Consider the following 21616-nt stretch of genomic DNA (forward strand, 5'->3'; position numbering starts at 1 on the left):
CATGGGATATACCAATGCCGCTCAATGCCTATGGAAAAACGTCTTTTTACCTCTACTATAGAGGTTTACGGCTTGAACATCGTTGGATTTTTTCAGGGTGTATCTACTATCTTACTTGACCTTATGTGCACGAACTAGTACTGGGCTATTGACTACGGCATTCTGCTTTGCTTGACTAAGCGCTCTAGTTGGTTGACCTTCCAGAGAAGGTCATAGAGCGCCAATTTGGTAAGGAAGTAGTATCCTTGCGCTCAAATTTTCAAGCAACAAATACACATAATCATGATGAAGAGATTTAGCACAGCAAGCACAGCCCTGTCAGCAATGCTTGTGCTTGCCCTAGGGATTAGCGGATGCATTAAGCCTGAGGCGCCTAATGCAGAAGCAGACATCATCATTTGCGAAGTCGCAAAGGAATTGCTCTTTAGGAGCCCCTCTGTCTCTAATGACAAGGTAGAGATTATGGTGAATGCGTGGACTGATGTGACCTATTACAAGTGTATCGGTAGTGGCACAAGATATCGTTAGAACCAAGAACAACTACGAATTTGAGCTCAAGGCTGGTCTTAACTTCTTAGGAGGAACGGCACCCATGGGACTGCCGGTGGAGATTCGCTCTATCGATGGGTATAAGCCTAAGTTTGGCGGCTCTTTTGAGGGGTTGCCACCCGATGGTTTGGGGAGCGACATGGCGATGCTGAGTGGGGTATCTCCGCTGGTCTCCGTATCGAAAACCGCGGGATGAGCACCAAGGCAACGGTCAAGAGTTTCTTTACAAGTGTCCCTGTGAATAATACAGACGTATCGGGCTACTGGACAGGTAAAGTAGACATGGATTACGCTTCCACCCTGCTCAGTATACCAGTATTGGCAAACTACCGTTTTAATAGGGATTGGAAGGTAAGAGCAGGTCTATACGTGGGCTACCAATTGGATGGGAAATTTGGTGGAGCTGTCTATGACGGCTACCTCCGTAATGGTGCACCTACGTGTATTAAGATGCCTATTGAGGGCGATCAGCAGGCGCTCTACGACTTTACCGAACACATGCAGAGGTGGCAAAGCGGACTGGAAGTAGGCTTCTCTTGGAGGGCTTACAAGCACTTCCACGTCAATGCCGACCTAAACTGGGGATTTACCAATATCTTCAAGAAGGACTTCAAAGCCATTAGCTTCAATATGTATCCTATTTATCTACAAGCTGGTTTCGGCTACCAGTTCTAAAGCAAAGCAAGCCCCCAAGCTCCTAAGAGTTTGGGGGCTATTATTTTATAGTAACTTGAGAATCTCTTCTACTACTCTATCCTCATCCTCTGGTGTGTCGAGGTGCTCAACTTGTATGGTATGATGCGCTTGCTCATAGTAAGGCGAACGCATAGGGAGTGTAGCAGCCACATACCCCTTTACGCCCTCTTCGTCGAGATCAGCCACCAATGGGCGACTCTCCTTCACGGAGAAAAGACGGCTGGAGAGAGCTTCGGTCGAAGCCTGTAGGTATATGACCGTACCACGAAGTTTCATGGTCTGGATATTATCATCATTGGCTGCCATTCCTCCTCCAGTAGCAATGACGACATCTTGATACTGCGCTAGCTCTAGTAGGATGACCTTTTCGCGCTTACGAAACTTATCTACGCCACAACACGCCATCATATCACTGATAGAAGAGTGGTACTTCCGAGCAATGTAGACGTCCGTATCGACAAAAGGAAGACCGAGCTTGGCAGCTAGCTTACGACCGACAGTGGACTTGCCCACTGCGGTAAATCCGATAAGAAATATGGGTTTCATAGGATAAAAGAAAACGAGAGCCAAAGGGGCGCTACCACATAGCTCCTCCTTGGCTCTCGTTTGGACCTATATTACTTTACTAGTGTCAGCTCATCAACAAGGTAATCAGCCTTGCCCCAGTACTTAATAGCCCAGAGGACATAGCGGATATCTACGCTAATGGTGCGCTGGAGGTTGGGCTCAAACTCTATGTCGCCACTCATTGCCTCCCAGTTGCCATCGAAAGCAAGACCGATCAGATTACCATCGCCATTGAAAACAGGGCTACCTGAGTTACCACCGGTGATGTCGTTATTAGAGATAAAGCAGAGGTGTAGGTTGCCATCCTTATCGGCGAACTCGCCAAACTCCTTATTCTTGAACTTCTTGAGCAGCTCAGGTTGTACTGCGAATTCACTACTCTGTGGGTTTTCCTTCTCGAAGATACCTTGCTGAGTAGTGTAGTAATCGTACCAAGCACCATCGTATGGTTTGTAACCGCCTACATTGCCATAGCTGAGTCGCATAGTGAAGTTGGCGTCACTAGGTAGATACTCGTCGCTCATCTCCTGTAGTCCAGCCATAAAGAGGCGGCGTCCCTTCTGATACATAGCGCCAGTCTTCATCAGCTCGCCTCTGAGGTTATTGATCTGCTCTGAATAGCTCTTCATTACCTGTACAGCTGGGTCGGTTTCGTGTGCTGCCTTGAGCATCTCGTAATTCTTGAGTGCCTGGACCATACGATCCTTATGAAGAACTACAGAATTATCGTACACATACTCGGCAAACTTTTCGTAGTCGCCACCGAAGTCCTTATCGATAGTAGCGAAGATAGATGGCAAATAGGCTGGATCGACCTGCTCCTTAGTCACCTTGAGCATCACTGGGAGTACCGCTTTACCAACGATTGGATTAAAGTCCTTATAAAGGGCATCGGCATCGAAAGCCTTGAGATCTTCTGATGGCATAGCAGAGAAAGCACGGAACTCTGTACCACTAAGTGCCTCTGAGAGGATGGTGAAGTTCTTCATAATCTTGCCACGAGCCTCTAGAGGAATCCTTAGGCTATCGAGGACAAAGCCATACTTCGCAGTGCGCGCCTTATCGGCAGCAACCCACTCTGAGAACTTGCGCTCGATCTCCTGCTTATTCTTGACTACATTAAGCGCACGTAGACCCTTATTCATACCTATGGAGTTTTTCCAATAGTTAGAGCTGCTCGCATATTTATTGGCATACTGGATACGGATGGCTGGGTCGCTCTCCATGTACTTAGTCCAAACCCCTTGCTTAAGTCCGCGAACGAGGATACGTGGTGCATTCTCATTTTCCATCCTATTAACAACACCCCAAGAGCTGAGGTAACGATCGGTGCTACCAGGGAAACCAATGGTCATGGCATAATCGCCCTCCTTAACACCAATAGTGGATACCTTAGCATAGTGGCGTGGCTTGTATGGCTTATTATCGGCTGAGTAATCGGCAGGCTTATTGTCTTTTCCTGCATATACACGGAAGACAGAGAAGTCGTTGGTATGGCGAGGCCACATCCAGTTGTCTGTGTCGCCACCAAACTTACCCATGGATACTGGTGGTGCAAATACCAAACGAACGTCGGTAAATACATCGTATATCACGAGGTAATAAGCATTGTGCTCGTAGAATGGATAAACAGCTACTGCTGTATGTGGATCGCCCTCATACTTGGCTTCTATCATACTCGCAGCCATCTGAATCGCCTGCATACGCTTCATCTCGTCGTCAATACCAGCGACAGAGGCTAGCACTTGGTCGGTAACATCTACGAACTCGCGGAGATACATAACGGTGAGGTTGGGGATAGGGAGCTCTTCGCTCTTATTGCCCGCAACGAAACCATTTTTGAGGTAATCATGCTCAACTGAGCTCTGGCTCTGGATAGAGCGGTAACCACAGTGGTGATTCGTGAAAAGTAAACCTTGGTCCGATACTGTGATAGAGGTACAGCCATTATCAAAGGCTGCCACTGCACTGGACAGGCTAGTGCCATCCTGACTGTAAAGATCATTGGCATTGAGCTTAAGACCTAGCTCGCGCATACGATCCATATTCTCCTGCTTGATCATGCTGATGAGATACATACCCTTATCTGCTTTCGCCATAGGAGCTATAAGCATAAGCGCAAGTACAATCAGAGAAAATCTAAGATGCTTCATACGTAATTTATTGTAAGTAATTAAAATCATGTGCTACAAAGTTAACTATTTCCGATGAACTACAGGGGCAAACGAAAAAGGAACCAAGGTAAATATGACCTTGATTCCTCTTAAACAGTACAAAATGTATAACACCTAAACACAGAGGGTGAACGACGGGGGTCGAACCCGCGACAACTGGAACCACAATCCAGTGCTCTGCCAACTGAGCTACGTCCACCATTTCAATCGAGATTACTCAATTGCGACTGCAAAGATACACAATATTTTGTAATCACCAAATCTATAAGCCACACAAAAACAGGGTGACAGGTAAACTAGCACACGATTTTAACGAAAGAGTCTATGATTATGAACCAATGTTCAGAATAATCGTTATCTTTGCGGTGAATAGATAGAAGTATTATGGCAAGACCAAAATCCAATCGCCTAGTAATGAAGGCGCCATCTCATACCGGCTTCAAGCCGTGCGGGAAAGTCTGCGGAGACGATCGACCCATCCAACTGAAGCTGGATGAATACGAAAGTATCCGTCTTGTAGATTATGAGGGGATGCAGCAGTCCGATGCGGCTGAAGCCATGGGGGTGTCGCGCCCTACCCTTACCCGAATCTACGATAATGCACGGAAGAACGTGGCAAAAGCCTTGGTAGAGGGAAGAGCCATCACGATACAGGGCGATAATCTCGGTTTTGACCAATTCAAAGAACAGAAAATAAACATCAGGATTATGAATCAGAAGATTGCGATTCCAACCAATGAGGGAAAACTCTTTGGGCACTTTGGCAAGGCGCCACAAGTGACTATTGTAACTGTAGAAGATGGTCAAGCAACAAAGACAGAGGTAGTTGTAGCTCCAGAACATGAACATGGCTCTATGCCGAAGTTTATCGCTGGACACGGATGTACCGATGTTATCTGTGGTGGACTAGGAATGCACGCCAAGGAAATGCTCAATGAGTTGGGCATACAGGTACATAGCGGTGCACCAGCTTTGCCAATCGAGGAGATAATAGAACAGTATCTAAATAGCTCTATCACCTACGGTGAAAGCGGCTGCTCCTGCACCTGTTCGCACCACGGACACGGTCACTAAGAGGAGCTATTTGCCGAGGAGCTGCTCGAGGAACCGAGGATAGCTCTTGGCGATACAATCGGGATTGAGAAGGACTGTGGTGACTTCTGGCAAGGTGACAGCAAAGACGGCAAAGGCCATAGCCACACGGTGATCACCATGCGGGTTAATCATCACCATTTCGGGGAGCTTGCCCCATGTGCCATCCCAGCTGATGGCATTGTCGGTAATGGAGAAGCCCCCGACGTTGTACCACTCCACAGCCTCAAGGAAAGAGGCTATACGATTGCTCTCCTTGTACCTAAGGTTGCGGGTACCGTTAAAAGTAAATGGTCTACGATTGCGGATGAAGGCAAGGGCAAGCGGGAGAAAGCTATCGAGGTGTTGGTCAATATGAAGTACCACTTCCTCTGTACACTGGTCGGTTTTTGCACCGCTGACCTCTAGGATATTGCCCATAGAGGAAGTGGTGATGCCTAACGGCACAACGCTTCGCTGTATTAGGGCATCGGGCTGTAGGCTTTCTCTATGGAGCCCTGGCAACTGTATACTTAGCTGTTCTGGATGACTCATAGCGAGCTGGTACCAGAAGGTAGCTGCGCTCCAATCCCTCTCTAAGGCGTTCTGCTCTTGCTGCAGAACGCCTTTTGTTAACTGCAGATAAGTATAGGAGGGCGTCTGCTCGGAAAAATCGAAGGTGACCATATTGCCTAACGCCCTATTACAGATAAGGATAGCGCTACAATACTGACTGCTTTTCCACTCGGTATGGAGGTGCACCTGCTTTACGGGGATAAGCGGAGTTATGGCTACACCACAGTCGTGTAGTGTACACTTGGCACCCATACTAGGGAAGAAGGAGAGATCGTCTTGCTTGATGCGCTCCATGAGTTGAGGAGAGCCGACAAGGAAGGTCTCGCATCGCTCATAGATGGCAGCAATCATTAGGAAGCGCATAGCGGTACCACTGGAACCACAATCGAGCTGTATGGTCTCACCATTGGGACGCTGCCTAAGCAGGTGAACAGCGCGCCAGATCACCAAGATATCTTCATTACAAAGTGCATAAGCCTCCTCCTTCTCAGGCAGAGAGGGAAGAGGCTTATTTTGCATGTAAGTGAGTAGTAGCTGGCGGGCTACTATGCTCTTACTATAGGGGAGCTCTATACGCTGACGCCCAAGAAAGGAGCGATAGGTAAGAGCTAACTGCTTCATCTCGGGTAGAGAGCGGGTGACTAAAGAGGATTATCCGAGGTGCTTGAGTAGGTCTCCCTCGAGAGAACTAGCACCGATACGGAAGAGTTTGTTGGTCATCCACTCCTCGCCAAGGATGCCCTTAACGATACAAAGGTACTGAATAGCTTCTTCGGTAGTGCGTACACCACCAGATACCTTGAAGCCTCGCTTGATACCGAAGAGATCGTTGTATTGCTTCAACACACTACACATAACGTAGGCAGCCTCCATAGAAGCGCCTGGATAACCCTTACCTGTAGAGGTCTTGATGAAGTCGGCATCGCTATACAGTGCTAGGATACTTGCACGCTGGATATTTTCAGGTGTCTTGAGCGCTCCCGTCTCAAGGATAACCTTAAGGGTATGCCCTTTAGTAACATCGCGCAGTTCCTGAATCTCCTCAGTCACAGCCTTGTAGTCACCGCTAAAGAAGTTGCCTAGGTGCATAACGATGTCAATCTCATCAGCACCATCAGCGAGAGCGAGAGAGGTCTCAGCCACTTTAATCTCGGGAAAAGTCTGTGAGGAAGGGAAAGCACCAGAGACGCAACATACGTTGACGCCCTCAACCACGAGTGCTTCGCGCACAGTCTTGGCAAAGTTAGGGTACACACAGATACTTGCTACTGGTGGTATCTCGGGATTGGTATCGTCCAACTCATTGACGCCCTTCACGAAATTGTATATCTGATCCGCATTATCCTCAGCCCCAAGAGAGGTAAGGTCTACAGTGCTATGCAGAAACTTGATGGTCTGCTTATTATTGAGACTATCGTAGTGGTGATCGATCAGTTTCTTGATCTCTACCTGAATTTGCTCCGATGATAACGAAGGGGTAAAGGAATCGAAAGCGGCCTGAAACTTGCTCTGCCCTACATGGTCATGACTGTGGTCGTGATCATGGTTGTGATTGTGTTCGTGAATGTGCTCTTTGCTCATAAAACTATCTTACTTATCCAATTTATGGTTGTTTATATGTCTATCCTTGTCCCGCGATGTCTTCTTCTGGATATTCTTCTGAAGAGCTTCGGTAAGGTTGCAGCCGGTCTGATTGGCGATACAAGCAACGACCCAAAGGACATCCGCTAGCTCGTCTGACAGACGCTCCTGGCTCATCTCCTCTCCAAGCTTAGCGCTCTGCTCACCATACAAACGAGCCATGACACGCGCCACTTCACCCACTTCCTCGGTAAGGATTGCCATATTAGTTAGGGGATCAAAGTAGCGGACGCCATACGTCTTTATCCACTGGTCTACAATGGATTGCACTTCAGCTATCGTAGGACTATTCATCTATTCTTACTATCCATAATAATGGTAACGGGACCATCATTGAGAAGGGTTACCTTCATATCAGCACCAAAGATACCTTTTTGTACTGGTTTACCCAAATTCTCCCCCAAGAGCTGACAAAATCTATCATACATAGGCTGAGAGATTTCGGGGCGTTCAGCCTTGATATAACTTGGGCGGTTGCCTTTGTGCGTATCGGCAAGGAGGGTAAACTGAGATACGCAGAGTATCTCTCCGCCATGCTGGAGGATGCTTTCATTCATCACTCCTTGGGCATCATCGAAGATACGGAGATTGATGGTCTTCTTGAGAAGGTACTGCAAGTCCTTCTCTGTATCTCCGACCTCTACCCCATGGAGAACCATCATTCCGTTGCCAATCTCACTGACCAACTGACCATCGACGACTACAGAAGCGTGCTGTACACGCTGTATGACTACTTTCATTCTTGCTGCTCTCTAAAATAGTTATAGACCGTCTGCCCTTTCGCTACTCCGATAGATTCTTGGAGCTGTTCTAGGGAAGCCGATCGGATATTCTTAACGCTCTTGAACGACTTCAAAAGTCTCTGTTTGTACGCAGGTCCTATACCGGGTATCTCATCTAGTGCTGACTGGGTTTGTCGCTTGCTCCTTAGCTTACGGTGATAGGTGATAGCGAAGCGGTGTACTTCATTCTGTATTCGCTCTAGGAGATAAAAGACTTGACTGCGCTGCATGATACCGACTACCTGTGGAGGGTCTCCATAGAGTACCTGATTGGTATTGTGCCTATCATCCTTAGCTAGTCCCATCACAGGGATATCGGCACCCACCTCCCTAAGGGCTGCCTTAACGACCCCCATCTGTCCTTTACCGCCATCGGTAACGATAAGATCAGGTAAGGGCTGCTCCTCTTCAATCATCCGTCGGTATCGTCGGGTGACTACCTCGTGCATAGAGGCATAGTCATCGGGACCTGAGACTCCCCTTATCTTATAGAGGCGGTAGTCTTTCTTGCTCGGCTTAGCCCCTTTGAATACAATACAGCTAGCAACGGGATCGCTTCCTTGAATATTCGAGTTATCGAAGCTCTCCACATGGTACGGAAGCTTGGGCAATCCTACTGCCGACATCAGCTCTCGCAGAATCTGCGTATTACGCTGCTCAGGATTCATCTTTTCGGACTGCCTATGCTTATCCTTCATATACTGTTGAACATTCTGCTGGCTCAGCTCAAGGACTTTGCGCTTCTCTCCCCTTTGCGGAATGGTTATGGTTAGGTGCGAGAAGTCGCCAAAAGAGGGCGCCTCTTCGAGAATCAGCTCTCGCACCTTGAAGTTCGTCTCATTGAGCAACTGTACTATTGCGGTAGAGAGGAAGTCACTCTCAGGGTCGTCATCGTCCATCAACTGTCGCTTAAACTCTAGAGTGCGACCAGCAATAATATTTCCATTGTGTACCTCTAGGTAATTAACATAGTAGGCATCTAGATCACTTGCGGCACTTACCACTAGCGCATTCCCTATAACATTACTAATGATAGTACTCTTGGCTTGATAGGAAGATATTTCTTGGAGCGTATGCTGAAGTTCCATAGCTCGTTCGAAATCCAAATCCTTACTTGCCTGAGCCATACTCTCCTCTAAGATTCCTCGTACATAACAGATATTACCGCGAAGAATCTCTATCGCCTGTCGAATACTTTCGTCGTAAGACTCCTTACTCTGAAGCCCTTCGCAGGGTGCCTGACATCTATTGATATGATACTTAAGACAGGCTCGGAATTTTCCCTCCTCTATCTGCTGTTCATTGAGCTTCAGGCTACAAGTTCGGAACTTGAATATCCTATTGAAGAGATTAATCAGTGTCCAAGCCATACCCTTATTCGGATAAGGACCGAAGTACAGGCTACCATCTCGGATCACTTTAAAGGTAACAAAGACTCGAGGGAATGGCTCCTTCTTAACACAGATATGCGGGTACAAGTCGCCCTCCTTAAGTAGAATATTATAGTGCGGTTGGTGTTGCTTGATAAGGTTATTCTCGAGAAGCAAAGCATCTAGTTCCGTTTCCACCACCATATACTCAATAGTGGCAAAAGCTCGAATAAGCGCACGTACTTTCCGATCACTATGATTCTTTTGAAAGTAAGAGGAGACACGCTTTCGTAAATTCTTAGCCTTACCCACATAGATAACCACACCCCCCGAGTCACGGTAGGTGTAGCAACCAGGCTTTTCTGGAATCACGCTTAAGCTCTCTTGTATTTCCTCTTTGCGTATGATCATACACTAGGTTTCACGTGAAACACCCTATCTACCTAATAGTACCAATAATATATTAATATCGGCAGGAGATATTCCAGGGATACGAGATGCCTGACCAATAGTCTGCGGATTTATCTTCTCCAACTTCTGTCTCGCCTCAATAGAAAGGCTATGGAGGTCTTCATACTTAAAGCGACCACCAATCTCAATATCCTCAAGTCGCTTCGCCTTCTCCGCTAACTGACGTTCACGCTCAATATACCCTGCATATTTAATCGTAATCTCTGCTGATTCTACCACCTCTTGTACCGCTCCATATTTCGTATAGAATTGCGAAAGTTTTTCACTGAACGATTTAAGCGAATTATAAGAGACCCCTGGACGAAGGATAAGATCACGCAATTTTACAGAGCCAGAGAGTGGATTACTATTACATGCCACCAAAAAGGCATTGAGCTCTTCACTAGGAGCGATAGAGGTTGTTGCGGTCAGTTCCAACAACTCTTTCTTAAGTACAAGTTTGTTTCGTAAAACTTCCATTCGCCCCTGATCGACTAAACCCAAATCATATCCCCTTTCCGTGAGACGCTCGTCCGCATTATCCTGTCTCAAGAGGATGCGATACTCAGCTCGTGAGGTAAACATTCGATAAGGCTCGTCTACACCCTTCGTCACAAGATCATCAATCATCACTCCAATGTAAGCCTCGTCTCTACTAAGCACGAAAGGCTGTTTCACGTGGAGCGACAGGTGAGCATTAATACCAGCGACTAATCCTTGTCCCCCTGCCTCTTCATACCCAGTAGTCCCATTAATCTGACCAGCGAAGTATAGGCCGGATATTAGTTTCGTCTCCATAGTATGGTAAAGCTGAGTAGGATCAAAGAAATCATACTCTATAGCATAACCGGGACGCAGTACATGAGCATTGGCGAGCGCAGGGACGTGTTTTATAGCTTCAAGCTGAACCTCATAGGGCATAGAGCTACTAAAGCCATTAAGGTACACCTCAGTTGTCTCTACACCTTCGGGTTCAATAAACAACTGATGTTGATTACGCTCAGCAAAAGTCTTTATCTTCGTCTCAATACTCGGGCAATACCTAGGACCAATAGAGACAATCTGACCATTATAGAGTGGTGCTTCGTCTAGATGATCATTAAGCACCTTATGCACCTCCGCATTAGTATACGTTATGTAGCAAGATCGTTGCGGTAGCGCTTTATTCGTTACACGTGGAAGATAACTGAAGTGATACCATGTATCGTCTCCCGCTTGCTCCTGACAAAGAGAATAGTCGATAGTAGACGCATCCAGACGCATGGGCGTACCCGTCTTCATACGGTCAGTATGAAAGCCCAGCTCACGCAATTGTTCAGTAAGCCCATGTGCCGCTGGTTCGGCTATTCTACCGCCTTCTATTTGCACCTTTCCAAAGTGCATCAAGCCATTCAGAAAAGTCCCATTAGCGAGAACCACCTTAGGAGCGATAAACTCCACACCTAAGTGAGTATATACACCTCTCACCGACTTTCCATCCTCATCAAGAATAAGCTGCACAACGCTGTCTTGCCAGATCAATAGATTGGGCGTCTGCTCTAGTTCATTACGCCAAAGGCGGGAAAAGAGTTTACGATCCGTCTGAGCTCTCGGGCTCCACATAGCCGCTCCCTTGCTCATATTGAGCATTCTAAACTGTATTGTACTCTCATCCGTAGCAATACCCATAAAACCTCCTAGAGCGTCTATTTCGCGCACAATTTGCCCCTTCGCAATACCGCCTATAGCTGGATTACAACTCATCTGAGCTATACGCTCCATATCCATTGTGATCAGCAACACTTGCGAACCCAGCAACGCCGCAGCACGCGCAGCTTCACAGCCCGCATGTCCTGCGCCTACAACTATTATATCGTATTCTTTCTTCATCTAGCTTATCAAGCCCCAATCTTTATCATTAACCAACATCCTCTGTAAGCGCTCATTAAGCAACCTATTCTTAGGATCCTTAAGTACTGGGTCCTCGCCCAGTATAAACTCCACAAGATTACTACAAAACTGCACATACCTACCATCCTCGGAGAGGTTCGCAATCTTGAGAGAAATACCCTCCCCGCTCTGTTGTGTCCCCTCCAAATCACCAGCACCTCTCATCTTGAGGTCTTCTTCTGCAAGATAGAAGCCATCAGTGCTTTGGCACATAATATTGATACGTCTCAAGGAAGTCTCGCTAATTGAGTGGTCACTCATCAGCACACAATAGCTCTGATGGGCTCCTCGCCCTACCCTACCCCGTAATTGGTGGAGCTGCGACAAACCGAACCTATCGGCACTAGTAATCACCATAACCGTTGCATTAGGGACATCAACACCCACTTCTATCACCGTTGTCGCGACTAGAATATGAGTCTCTCCAGCAGCAAACTTCTGCATCTCTGCCTCTTTTACATCGGGCTTAAGTTTCCCGTGAACCATACCCACATTATGCACAGGAAAGGCGAGACGAAACTCCTCAAACCCTTGCTCCAAACTCACCATATCGCTCTTCTCACTCTCCTCAATCAAAGGATAAACGACATAACACTGACGACCCTCCAAAAGTTGACTATGGATAAACTGAAGTACATCTGTAAGCTGCGAGTCATAGGCGTGGCTTGTAACAATAGGCGAACGTCCAGGCGGCAATTCGTCGATGATCGAGATATCCAAGTCGCCGTATAAAGTCATGGCCAGCGTACGAGGAATAGGTGTTGCACTCATGATAAGCACATGGGGGTTAATCTGCCCCCTACTCTTTTCCCAAAGCACACTCCTCTGATATACCCCGAATCTATGTTGCTCATCTATTACAGCAAGTCCTAGGTTATGGAATTTCACATAGTCTTGAATCAAGATATGTGTCCCCACAAGGATATCTATCTCACCCTTCTTTAGGGCATCAAGTACCGGCTTGCGCTCCTTCGCTTTCATCGAACCCGTAAGTAGCACTACCCTTATCCCCTTCTGTCCAGCAAGCATCTTAGATAACGATTGGTAGTGCTGGGCAGCTAATATCTCAGTCGGTGCCATCATCGTTACCTGAAAGCCATTATCAATAGCCACCAGCATAGCCAAAAGAGCCACTACCGTCTTGCCGCTACCTACATCCCCCTGCACAAGGCGGTTCATCTGGTGCCCGCTCCCCATATCTGCGCGTATCTCGTTTACTACGCGCTCTTGCGCACCAGTAAGCTGAAACTTCAACCCTTCGGTTCTAAACGCTTCAAATTGCGCTCCAGTTGGTTTGAAGACAAAGCCAGTGCTCTCCTCCTTCCTAGACTTATGGATATAATGCTGGCGTAAAGAAAGGAAAAACAACTCCTCCATCTTAAGCCTCGCTTGAGCCCTTTGTAGCATCCTAGCATCCATTGGGAAGTGAATCATCTCTAAGGCTTCCCCAAGTGGCAGCATCTGATAGTTATAGACTATATACTCAGGGAGTGTATCCTCTATCTTTCCCCTCACTTCCGCCAGAATAACTTTCATAAGTTCACTGATTGCCTTGGACGAAAGCCCCGCTTTCTTCATTCGATCAGAAGTAAAGTACATAGGATATAGACGCCCTACTGAACTCATAGGGCTACCCGCTAGCTCCACCTCAGGATGAGCAATAGAAAACGTACTACCATAGCGTGTAGGCTTTCCAAAGACCACATACGGTGTGTGCAGCTTTAGAGTACGGAGCATATAGGTGGTACTATTAAACCAAACTAACTCCATCACTCCTGTTGCATCCTTGAAGTACGCCTTTAGTCGCTTCTTCGAACCACTTCCCTCCTCTACAAAACCAACTATTTCCCCCTGCAACTGCACATAAGGCATATCCTCTAGCAGTTCACTAATCGTATATATACGAGTACGATCCACGTGACGATAGGGGAACCTATAGAGTAGATCGCCCCATGTTTTTACCTCCAGCTCTTTGGCAAGCACGGCAGCCTTACGCTCCCCTACTCCTTTTAGGAAAGTAATATCACGCTTTAGGATATCATTCATTTAGCTCCCTTTTAGACAAGCACCAAGTAGCCAAAGCCAAATCTTTAGGTGTCGTAATCTTGAAATTTTGCTCCTCTCCTTCTACGATAGAAGGTGCCAATCCCCCATAAAGTTCTACTATACTCGCATCATCAGTACAAGAACTATCAGGCTTTGAGAAATACGCCTTATAACTATCTCTCAATAACTCTCGTTCGAAAAGCTGCGGTGTCTGTATCAAACGAACACTATTCCTTGGAATGCTCCTATACAACCCCTCTTCAGTAAGAATCCTTGTGGAGTCAGTAGGAGGCAATGCCGGCACCACTGCCCCACTCATCTTAGCATCCCAAATACGATTGAGCAAAGCATTCGTTACAAATGGTCGCACACCATCATGCACCATCACAAAAGACCCCGAAGCCACATCAAGACCATTTCGTACACTCTCTGCACGCTCACGCCCTCCGTCTGCATACTTCAGCTCTATCCCTTTCTTCAGGAAACGAGACATCATATCTTGGACATAATCATCATCAGACTTCGGACGAACTAATATAAACTCTGTATCAATAGACTTATCTACGGCCTCAAATAGATGCTCAATTGTCCAAACCAAAATAGGTTTCACGTGGAGCATTAGGTATTGCTTGGGTAGATTACTCTCCATCCTCAGTCCCTTACCTCCTGCTACAATGATTATAGAAAGTTCCTTCATACTATACACCTATTGTATCTCTCTGTATTGACTCAGATACCACATCACAATACCAGCAGCCACACTTACATTCATCGAGTGCTTAGTCCCGTATTGTTCTATCTCAATCACCCCATCCGAGAGGTCTATTACCTCCTGTTGTACACCCTCCACTTCATTCCCTAATACAATCGCTATGGGCTGGCTGTCGCCAATATGCTCCTGCACATTGGGTAGAAGCACCGAGTGCTCTGCTTGCTCTAAAGACCATACCATATAGCCCTCTTCCTTGAGCTGGAGAACCGCATCCTTGGTCTCCTTGAAATAGTGCCACTCCACTACCTCCTCAGCACCAAGCGCACTCTTGTGTATCTCCGCATGCGGAGGCACCCCAGAAATACCGCAGAGATAAAGTCTCTCTAATCGTAGGGCATCTGCTGTTCTGAAGACCGAACCCACATTGTGCATGCTACGGATATTATCCAGCACCACCACAATCCTTCTCTTTCGTGCGAGGGCATACTCTTTGGGACTCATACGCCCCATCTCCTCTATCCTAAGCTTTCTTGCCATCAAGCTTACTCTGTGAGGTCAGGGAGTTTATGGTAAGAGTAGAGGTCACGGATGGCATCCTCGTAGTACTTCTCTACCACTAGCCGCTTGGTCTTCAAACTATTGGTAAGCATGCCGTTATCGATAGAGAGTGGCTCTGTAAGGACATAGAACTTCTTCACCTTCTCATACGAAGCCAACGACTCCAATTGTTCATCAATCCTTTGCTGTAGTACTTTATTGACCTCAGGGTGTTTTGCTAAAGCTGACTTATCTTCTGGCAGATTAGCTATGCCCAACTCAGTAAGCCTACTAATCAGCTTCTCCCAATTAGGCAATATCAGAGCACTCACAAAGCTACGCCCATCGGCAATCACCACAGCCTGCTCAATCATACCATCGGAAGTGAGCATATTTTCAATCTGATTAGGCACAATATACTTGCCGTTGGCAGTCTTAAAGAGATCCTTGGCACGCTCCTTAAAGAACACATTCCCCTCAGCATCCATAGAGCCAAGGTCTCCTGTGCGGAACCAACCGTCCTCAGTAAAGGCAGCAGCATTCGCCTCCGGATTGAGGTAGTACCCCTTCATCACCGTATCCCCCTTCACAAGGATCTCTCCTCCTGCAGCTTCATCTATACGTATGGAGACCCCTCCAAGAGCGCGACCAATAGACCCGAACTCAAATCCATCCTGACGACAGTAGCAAACCGTAGCCGTAGTCTCTGTAAGACCATACCCATAAACAATCGGCACTCCAATACTGAGCAAGAAGGCTTGCACCTTATCCGCTAGCGCTGCTCCGGCCACAGGATAAATCAGACCTCTCTCTATACCTACCTTCTTCCTTAGGAGGTTAAGGAACGTTCGCGAGTAGAAGTTATATTGCATCTTGAGTGCCGTTGGCGGCTTCTTCCCCTTTGCTCTATACTCAAAGTGGTATTTCCTACTCACTCTGATACACTCATCGGTCATCTTTCTCAGCACAAGGGGAAAACTCTGTATCTTTTCATACACACCCACGTACACCTTCTCCCAAAAACGAGGGACATTACACATATAGTGCGGGTGTACCTCCGTAAGTGCCTTGAGGATTTCCTTAGGGTTACGGTTTACCGCAATACGCACGCCCATGGTGAGACAAACATAGCACCACATCTTCTCAAAGATATGCGTCAGCGGCAGGAAGTTCATACTCACCTTGCCAGGCTTCAGTAGTCGAAGCTCCTCTGCATGTCGCTCAATAGCCGCCTGCACGCTCCTAAAGGTCAATTCCACTCCCTTTGGTGTCCCACTCGTCCCACTCGTGTAGAGAATGAGTGCTGTTTTGTCTAAGCTCCACCTACTCCTCCTCAGAGAAAGCTCCACATCATGTTCGCCCTCGCTACCGAGTCTCAAAAAGTCCTCCAGATAGATAGAATCAATATCTTCACCATCACGGTCAATCGTACGGTCAAATAGCACCAACTTAAGCGGTCTTACCATCTCTTTCATAGCGGCACGAGCAACGACATACTGAGCTTGCTCCCCTACAAAGAGAAGCTTCATACCACTGTGCTCTACCATGTATTGCACCTGGGATGGCGAACTAGACGCATAGAAAGGAATAGCAATAGCGCCCGCTCTAAAGATACCTAGGTCAGCAGCGAGGAACTTATCGCTATTCTCAGAGAATACTCCGATCCTATCTCCCTCCTGCACTTCAGCCTCAACCAAAGCTTTAGCTAGATCGTGCGCCATAGCACCGAAGGTGCTCCAGTTAATCTCATCCCATACCCCCGACAATTGATTGCGCACCATCAGGCAACACTCTTTGGGGTAATTCTCAGCATATCGCTGAGGTACATCAATGATTGGAATCACCACCCTTTGTCTACTCATAACGCTCTCCTTTCTATGCTTAGTAAATCATTCTAACACAAACAAAGATACACAAAAATAGCCAGTGCTAGTTCAAAAATACAATGCAGACTCACCCAACTCTCCCCCGAAGATATTCGCAATGTATACGAATGGTGACGGAAAGGACTAAAGTGCACTAAATCTTCTTTTACTCTATATACCCCAAACACTCTCAGGCGAGCGTCTGTTACGGCTCGCGGAAGTAAGGAAATTTATTCCTAGGAATAAATAAATTTATTTGTACAGATAAATATTTTTATTCCTAGAGAAAAATAAATTTATTCCTAGAAATAAATTTGACCACTCTAGGGGAGACGTTTTACTTCCTCTGTATCAAAGGATTTATTCGTTACCTTTGTAGAATAGAATTTGGATGTAATAACTTCAGATAACGAGCATAAAAATGAAGAAGTATAATCGTGTGCTACTCAAGCTGAGTGGCGAATCGCTCCAAGGTGGTCAGGGCTACGGCATAGATCCCAAACGCCTAGATGACTACGCTACAGAGATAATGGAGGTTGTGAAGAGTGGCGTGCAGGTGGCTATCGTAATCGGTGGGGGCAATATCTTCCGCGGATTGAGCGGCGCTGCCAAGGGGTTCGATAGGGTCAAGGGCGACCAAATGGGGATGCTGGCTACAGTCATCAATAGCCTAGCGCTCAGTTCTGCACTCGAAGCAAAGGGGCAGAAGAGCCAAGTATTTACCGCTACGCCAATGATGCCGATTGGTAAGCACTACAATAAGTGGGACGCACTTGAGGCGCTCCAAGAGGGCAAAGTGGCTATCTGCGCAGGAGGTACAGGCAATCCATACTTCACCACTGATACAGGGTCTTCGCTCAGAGCGATAGAATTGGAGTGCGATGCCATGCTCAAGGGGACTCGTGTAGATGGTATCTACACTGCCGACCCAGAGAAAGACCCAACCGCCACGAAGTTCGACGAAATCACCTATCAGGAGATTCTCCGCCGCAACCTCAAGGTGATGGATATCACGGCTACCGCCATGTGCATGGAAAATAACCAGCCTATAGTGGTCTTCGACATGGATACCCCAGGCAATCTGACCAAGCTCCTTATTGAAGGCAAAGAGATCGGAACTAGAGTAGTGCTAGAATAAGCAATACATCAATAATAAAGCATAGGCTACTTGGGGGCGCAACCTAAGTAGCCTATATTCATTTCAGCTCCTCTCTTTGTGCAACGCCCTCAAATTTGTATCTTTGTAATTGGACTATAGATAGTTTATAACATGGATTGGATAAGTATTCTAGTGATAGCAGTGCTCGCTGTGGTAGTGATCTACGGGGCGAAACGCCTGCGCAAGATAAGGGAAGACAATGGCGGAGAGGTACCAGAGATAAAGGAGTGCGCCCCAGGGCACAGCTGTAGCGGATGTTGTGGTGGCACCAGTTGCTTCAATGCTAAGGACAAGGAGCGCCCCCTATTGGTCTACTTTGAGGATCAGGAATTGGACCGTTTTCGCAGAAGAAGCGGAGAGGACTATACCGAGACGGAACTAGCAGAGTGGAGCGAGGTACTGCATACGTTGAGTCCCAATGAGCTAGCACCTTGGAAGCAGAGCATCACCCTAAGACGACTGCCAATGCCCAAGGAGATCAGAGACGAACTAGAGCAGCAGCTTGCTGCACAAGCATAAGCATAAGCCCAATAGGATATGTCACTCTTTAGCTACGACTTCTTTACCCAGTCGGCAATAGCTGTGCTACTCACAGGGCTCATCACAGGGATTATAGGTAGCTTCATTGTAGTTCGCCGAATGGTATTTGTATCAGGAGGCATTACCCACAGCTCCTTTGCAGGGCTAGGGTTAGGCTTCTTTATGGGGCACAATCCCCTTTTCTATGCCATTGGTGCCGCTGTCCTTAGTGCATTAGGAGTAGAGTGGTTAAGCCAAAAAGGGAAGGTACGAGAGGACTCCGCTATCGCAGCCATTTGGTCACTAGGCATGGCGCTTGGCATTCTTTTCGTATTCCTTACCCCAGGTTATACCCCTAGTCTTACAGGATTCCTCTTTGGCAATATCCTTTTGGTAACGCCTATGGAGCTTTGGGGGCTTGTCGGTTACTCATTGCTGACGATCCTACTAGTAGCACGGTACTACCGTCCCCTACTCTATATCTCGTTCGACCCAGAGTTTATGCAAGTAAGAGGGCTCAGGCGAAGCCTATACCAGTATGCTATGATTATCTGGATAAGTATCGGTATTGTGCTTAGTATTAGAGTAATGGGGGTAATGATGCTCATGAGTATGCTCACGCTCCCGCAGATGACGATGAGCCAATTTACCTCCAGTCTCAAGCATCTGATTATTGGGAGCTCGCTCCTCAGTATATTCACAGTGCTAACCGCCCTCTTCGGGAGCTATTACTTCAACCTCCCCACTGGCGTGCTCTCAGTACTGCTCCTCTCGGTAGTATTTCTCGTGACAAAAGGGGGTATCGCTTTGAAAAGCAAATAAATGTACCGCCTGCTCCCGTTCCTGGCTATTATCCTGCTGCTCCCAGGTTGTCAGTTGTTACAACAAGCTAAGGGCATTAATCAGCGACACTATGCCGCTGGGGAACTGCAGCGAATCACTCAAGAATTACAGGCACAGGAACCGAGCTTCGAAGTCCCCTCTACTTTATACCTTACAGATGATTATGGCAAGTACACTGAGGAGCTAGAGAAGCTACTCAACATCACCACTACCTCGCAACCAATGGGGGCCAAGATAGCGCTACTTATGGGCGATGGGGAGGCATTATTGCATAGAACATCTGACACCATACTCCTTGCTAATGCTCATCTATTGATGGGAAATATAGTGGAGGCGGATCGGCTTATGGGGTTATCTGCGACTAGAGATCTAGCCACCGAGGCGATCATCCATATACGACAAGAAAGGATGGATGAGGGCATCGCTCTATTGGAGCAATTGATAAGGCAGAGTGCCAATGCAGATGTGCAGCTCCGAGCAGCAAGACTCATGAGCTTACTGGGCAAGGGTGGCTGGGATTACTTAATGAGGCAAAGCTCTTCGGAATGGGAACGATTTATGGCAGCAACACGTTTGGGCAACCGCACGGCTAGTACCCCTAGGGAAGTCACCTATGTAAGCTACGTTTCAGCGATGGAGCAACCAGATAGTCTGCGAACGAAAAAGGCTACACAGCTGCTCCTTGCTCAACCCACAGCCCCATGGCGACAGTATGCACTACTACAGCTTATCCCTCATATTATAGCGGAGAAGCTGTGGGTAGAACTCTATAGGGTAGCAAAAGAGCTACCGGAAATGGCGAAAAGCTACCCTATCTACTACCAAGTCTTAGAGTTTGAAAAGGAGGTTGAGCTCTTAGCGCGCTACGAAGCACCCGAGACACCAACCCAAAACACAATGCCTATAGCACCGAGAGAAGGGAGCTTCCGTGCGGTATGGGGCAATGTCACCAATGTAGACAATTGGGTGATGGAGCGCTCCGACCGTCTCTCTACCCCTACCCTCACAGTACGTCCTACAGCAGAGCAATATCGGCACATCTACCAACTCATCTCCCGTACCCTCCAATCCTTCCCCCCTTCCCCCTAACACCCACACTAATCCCAAATAAGGGGTTACATACATTCTATTATATTCACGAATATATTACTATTTCTTCCCTTACTACCCAAAATCTTAATCCTACCTACTATGTACTACTCGCAAAACTTCAGACTTCGCACGCGGTTATCTTGTTGTATACAATAGGGATAATGCGAATACTGCGCATTTCTGACAACTATATTTGGAGGAAGTATAAAAAATATGTATCTTTGCACACGTAAGCAATAGCCATGGTTCGTTGGCCGAGTGGTTAGGCAACGGTCTGCAAAACCGTGTACGGCGGTTCGATTCCGCCACGAACCTCTAGTTTTTCATAATATTTTAAGGTTTATTGTCGTTACCCCGAGTCGTGAGACTTGGGGTAATTTTTTGTACCTTTGGGTATTGTAACGACTTAGATAGAGTATATTATGATAGAATATATCCGTGGACGTGTAGTAGAGCGCACTCCTACTTCGGCAGTACTAGAGGTGGGGGGCATTGGCTATCTACTGGCTATCTCTCTTAACACCTACAACCAAATAAAGGTGGATGAGGAAGTGAAACTACTTGTACACGAAGTGCTTCGAGAGGATACACACGATCTATTCGGCTTCGCTGAGGAGCCCGAGCGCCGACTATTCCGACTGCTCATCACGGTAAATGGTATCGGTCCCGCAATGGGGAGACTAGCGCTCTCTAGTTTTACACCCTCGGAGCTCACCCGACTGATAAGGGAAGGCAATGAAGCTGGACTGAAAGGTATCAAGGGCGTAGGTGCGCGTACGGCTCAGAGAATCATTGTGGAGCTAAGGGATAAGATAGAAGAGGCAATGGGGGAATATGCCGTAGGTGGCTCTTCTGTAGAAGCTAGTACTTCGCCTGAGCATAAGTCTACTTATGAAGAGGCGGAGAAAGCCTTTGTTGCTCTAGGTTATCCCGCCACAGCAGCTAAGAAGGTAGTGGCAAAGCTAGCTAAGGCTGACCCAGACATGAGTATCAATGATATGATTAGAAAGGGGCTCCAACTACTGTAGCGTGATATGT

General features: G+C 47.2%; 21 protein-coding genes and 2 tRNA genes. 10 read left to right on the forward strand and 13 right to left on the reverse strand.

Translation table 11 applies throughout. From position 1 onward, the window contains the following. Positions 1-282: 282 nt before the first annotated feature. Genes A3GG_RS0100295 through A3GG_RS12570 form a run of 3 tightly spaced genes read left to right on the forward strand, consistent with a single transcriptional unit; the run spans position 283 to position 1224 of the window. Positions 283-528 carry a hypothetical protein gene (locus A3GG_RS0100295; RefSeq protein ID WP_026215498.1) on the forward strand — a complete coding sequence of 82 codons (246 nt, stop codon included), beginning with the start codon at positions 283-285 and terminating at the stop codon, positions 526-528. Next, positions 509-745 (forward strand): hypothetical protein, encoded by a 237-nt coding sequence (locus A3GG_RS13810; protein WP_248637628.1) that lies wholly within the window; start codon positions 509-511, stop codon positions 743-745. Before A3GG_RS0100295 ends, A3GG_RS13810 begins: the two co-directional genes overlap by 20 nt. Further along, a complete protein-coding gene (locus tag A3GG_RS12570) occupies positions 727-1224 on the forward strand; it encodes a porin family protein (protein WP_248637631.1) in 498 nt (165 codons plus the stop codon). The genes A3GG_RS13810 and A3GG_RS12570 overlap by 19 nt, the downstream gene beginning before the upstream one ends. A 45-nt stretch (positions 1225-1269) precedes the next feature. On the opposite strand, the gene A3GG_RS0100305 is transcribed toward A3GG_RS12570, so the two are convergent. The 3 genes from A3GG_RS0100305 to A3GG_RS0100315 all read right to left on the reverse strand — a co-directional run bounded on the left by A3GG_RS0100305 (position 1270) and on the right by A3GG_RS0100315 (position 4185). Further along, a complete protein-coding gene (locus tag A3GG_RS0100305; protein ID WP_018357350.1) occupies positions 1270-1791 on the reverse strand; it encodes a shikimate kinase in 522 nt (173 codons plus the stop codon). A gap of 71 nt (positions 1792-1862) precedes the next feature. After that, complete coding sequence (locus A3GG_RS0100310; RefSeq protein WP_018357351.1) at positions 1863-3965, reverse strand: S46 family peptidase; 2103 nt, start codon at positions 3963-3965, stop codon at positions 1863-1865. 147 nt (positions 3966-4112) lie between these two features. Continuing rightward, positions 4113-4185 (reverse strand) — tRNA-His (locus A3GG_RS0100315). Positions 4186-4370: 185 nt separating this feature from the next. Here A3GG_RS0100315 and A3GG_RS0100320 point away from each other — a divergent pair. Next, positions 4371-5060, forward strand: coding sequence for a DUF134 domain-containing protein (locus A3GG_RS0100320; protein WP_018357352.1), 690 nt, complete (start codon positions 4371-4373; stop codon positions 5058-5060). A 6-nt stretch (positions 5061-5066) separates the two neighbouring features. Here the strand turns inward: A3GG_RS0100320 and A3GG_RS0100325 are convergent, their stop codons facing one another. The 10 genes from A3GG_RS0100325 to A3GG_RS0100370 are packed head-to-tail and all read right to left on the reverse strand — an operon-like array spanning position 5067 to position 16962. Continuing rightward, on the reverse strand, positions 5067-6254 hold the full coding sequence (locus tag A3GG_RS0100325; protein ID WP_018357353.1) for a hypothetical protein: 1188 nt from the start codon (positions 6252-6254) through the stop codon (positions 5067-5069). A gap of 30 nt (positions 6255-6284) precedes the next feature. After that, positions 6285-7214 carry a deoxyribose-phosphate aldolase gene (gene deoC, locus A3GG_RS0100330; protein ID WP_018357354.1) on the reverse strand — a complete coding sequence of 310 codons (930 nt, stop codon included), beginning with the start codon at positions 7212-7214 and terminating at the stop codon, positions 6285-6287. 9 nt (positions 7215-7223) lie between these two features. Then, positions 7224-7568 (reverse strand): nucleotide pyrophosphohydrolase, encoded by a 345-nt coding sequence (locus A3GG_RS0100335; RefSeq protein ID WP_018357355.1) that lies wholly within the window; start codon positions 7566-7568, stop codon positions 7224-7226. Beyond that, positions 7565-8014 carry a D-aminoacyl-tRNA deacylase gene (gene dtd / locus A3GG_RS0100340; RefSeq protein WP_018357356.1) on the reverse strand — a complete coding sequence of 150 codons (450 nt, stop codon included), beginning with the start codon at positions 8012-8014 and terminating at the stop codon, positions 7565-7567. Before dtd ends, A3GG_RS0100335 begins: the two co-directional genes overlap by 4 nt. After that, complete coding sequence (gene uvrC, locus A3GG_RS0100345; protein WP_018357357.1) at positions 8011-9837, reverse strand: excinuclease ABC subunit UvrC; 1827 nt, start codon at positions 9835-9837, stop codon at positions 8011-8013. The genes dtd and uvrC overlap by 4 nt, the downstream gene beginning before the upstream one ends. 24 nt (positions 9838-9861) lie before the next feature. Next, positions 9862-11745: a tRNA uridine-5-carboxymethylaminomethyl(34) synthesis enzyme MnmG gene (gene mnmG, locus A3GG_RS13555; RefSeq protein ID WP_018357358.1), complete on the reverse strand. Its 1884-nt coding sequence runs from the start codon at positions 11743-11745 to the stop codon at positions 9862-9864. Further along, positions 11746-13851, reverse strand: coding sequence for an ATP-dependent DNA helicase RecG (gene recG, locus A3GG_RS13560; RefSeq protein ID WP_018357359.1), 2106 nt, complete (start codon positions 13849-13851; stop codon positions 11746-11748). After that, a complete protein-coding gene (gene ispD, locus A3GG_RS0100360) occupies positions 13844-14548 on the reverse strand; it encodes a 2-C-methyl-D-erythritol 4-phosphate cytidylyltransferase (RefSeq protein WP_018357360.1) in 705 nt (234 codons plus the stop codon). Before ispD ends, recG begins: the two co-directional genes overlap by 8 nt. Positions 14549-14557: 9 nt before the next feature. Then, a complete protein-coding gene (locus tag A3GG_RS0100365; protein ID WP_018357361.1) occupies positions 14558-15100 on the reverse strand; it encodes an RNA methyltransferase in 543 nt (180 codons plus the stop codon). Positions 15101-15105: 5 nt separating this feature from the next. Further along, a complete protein-coding gene (locus A3GG_RS0100370; protein WP_018357362.1) occupies positions 15106-16962 on the reverse strand; it encodes an AMP-dependent synthetase/ligase in 1857 nt (618 codons plus the stop codon). 424 nt (positions 16963-17386) lie between these two features. Here A3GG_RS0100370 and pyrH point away from each other — a divergent pair, with 424 nt between their 5' ends. The 6 genes from pyrH to ruvA all read left to right on the forward strand — a co-directional run bounded on the left by pyrH (position 17387) and on the right by ruvA (position 21606). Further along, entirely contained in the window at positions 17387-18103 is a 717-nt protein-coding gene (gene pyrH, locus A3GG_RS0100375; protein ID WP_018357363.1) for a UMP kinase, read from the forward strand. Positions 18104-18235: 132 nt separating this feature from the next. After that, a complete protein-coding gene (locus A3GG_RS0100380) occupies positions 18236-18643 on the forward strand; it encodes a hypothetical protein (RefSeq protein WP_018357364.1) in 408 nt (135 codons plus the stop codon). An 18-nt stretch (positions 18644-18661) separates the two neighbouring features. Further along, positions 18662-19465, forward strand: a complete 804-nt coding sequence (locus tag A3GG_RS0100385) for a metal ABC transporter permease (protein WP_018357365.1) — start codon at positions 18662-18664, stop codon at positions 19463-19465. After that, positions 19466-20575: a hypothetical protein gene (locus A3GG_RS0100390; RefSeq protein ID WP_018357366.1), complete on the forward strand. Its 1110-nt coding sequence runs from the start codon at positions 19466-19468 to the stop codon at positions 20573-20575. A 247-nt stretch (positions 20576-20822) separates the two neighbouring features. Next, positions 20823-20893, forward strand: a tRNA-Cys gene (locus A3GG_RS0100395). Positions 20894-21000: 107 nt separating this feature from the next. Further along, entirely contained in the window at positions 21001-21606 is a 606-nt protein-coding gene (gene ruvA, locus A3GG_RS0100400; RefSeq protein ID WP_018357367.1) for a Holliday junction branch migration protein RuvA, read from the forward strand. Positions 21607-21616 lie beyond the last annotated feature (10 nt).

It is taken from the genome of Porphyromonas levii DSM 23370, assembly GCF_000379925.1.
GTDB classification, from domain to species: Bacteria; Bacteroidota; Bacteroidia; order Bacteroidales; family Porphyromonadaceae; genus Porphyromonas_A; species Porphyromonas_A levii.

Coding starts and splice junctions, on each gene's coding strand:
- ruvA (WP_018357367.1), top strand. CDS start 21,001: ATGATAGAATATATCCGTGGACGTGTAGTAGAGCGCACTCCTACTTCG.
- A3GG_RS0100380 (WP_018357364.1), top strand. CDS start 18,236: ATGGATTGGATAAGTATTCTAGTGATAGCAGTGCTCGCTGTGGTAGTG.
- A3GG_RS0100320 (WP_018357352.1), top strand. CDS start 4,371: ATGGCAAGACCAAAATCCAATCGCCTAGTAATGAAGGCGCCATCTCAT.
- A3GG_RS0100295 (WP_026215498.1), top strand. CDS start 283: ATGATGAAGAGATTTAGCACAGCAAGCACAGCCCTGTCAGCAATGCTT.
- A3GG_RS0100305 (WP_018357350.1), bottom strand. CDS start 1,791: ATGAAACCCATATTTCTTATCGGATTTACCGCAGTGGGCAAGTCCACT.
- recG (WP_018357359.1), bottom strand. CDS start 13,851: ATGAATGATATCCTAAAGCGTGATATTACTTTCCTAAAAGGAGTAGGG.
- dtd (WP_018357356.1), bottom strand. CDS start 8,014: ATGAAAGTAGTCATACAGCGTGTACAGCACGCTTCTGTAGTCGTCGAT.
- A3GG_RS0100325 (WP_018357353.1), bottom strand. CDS start 6,254: ATGAAGCAGTTAGCTCTTACCTATCGCTCCTTTCTTGGGCGTCAGCGT.
- A3GG_RS0100310 (WP_018357351.1), bottom strand. CDS start 3,965: ATGAAGCATCTTAGATTTTCTCTGATTGTACTTGCGCTTATGCTTATA.
- A3GG_RS0100385 (WP_018357365.1), top strand. CDS start 18,662: ATGTCACTCTTTAGCTACGACTTCTTTACCCAGTCGGCAATAGCTGTG.
- A3GG_RS0100365 (WP_018357361.1), bottom strand. CDS start 15,100: ATGGCAAGAAAGCTTAGGATAGAGGAGATGGGGCGTATGAGTCCCAAA.
- uvrC (WP_018357357.1), bottom strand. CDS start 9,837: ATGATCATACGCAAAGAGGAAATACAAGAGAGCTTAAGCGTGATTCCA.
- deoC (WP_018357354.1), bottom strand. CDS start 7,214: ATGAGCAAAGAGCACATTCACGAACACAATCACAACCATGATCACGAC.
- A3GG_RS0100370 (WP_018357362.1), bottom strand. CDS start 16,962: ATGAGTAGACAAAGGGTGGTGATTCCAATCATTGATGTACCTCAGCGA.
- pyrH (WP_018357363.1), top strand. CDS start 17,387: ATGAAGAAGTATAATCGTGTGCTACTCAAGCTGAGTGGCGAATCGCTC.
- A3GG_RS0100335 (WP_018357355.1), bottom strand. CDS start 7,568: ATGAATAGTCCTACGATAGCTGAAGTGCAATCCATTGTAGACCAGTGG.
- A3GG_RS0100390 (WP_018357366.1), top strand. CDS start 19,466: ATGTACCGCCTGCTCCCGTTCCTGGCTATTATCCTGCTGCTCCCAGGT.
- mnmG (WP_018357358.1), bottom strand. CDS start 11,745: ATGAAGAAAGAATACGATATAATAGTTGTAGGCGCAGGACATGCGGGC.
- ispD (WP_018357360.1), bottom strand. CDS start 14,548: ATGAAGGAACTTTCTATAATCATTGTAGCAGGAGGTAAGGGACTGAGG.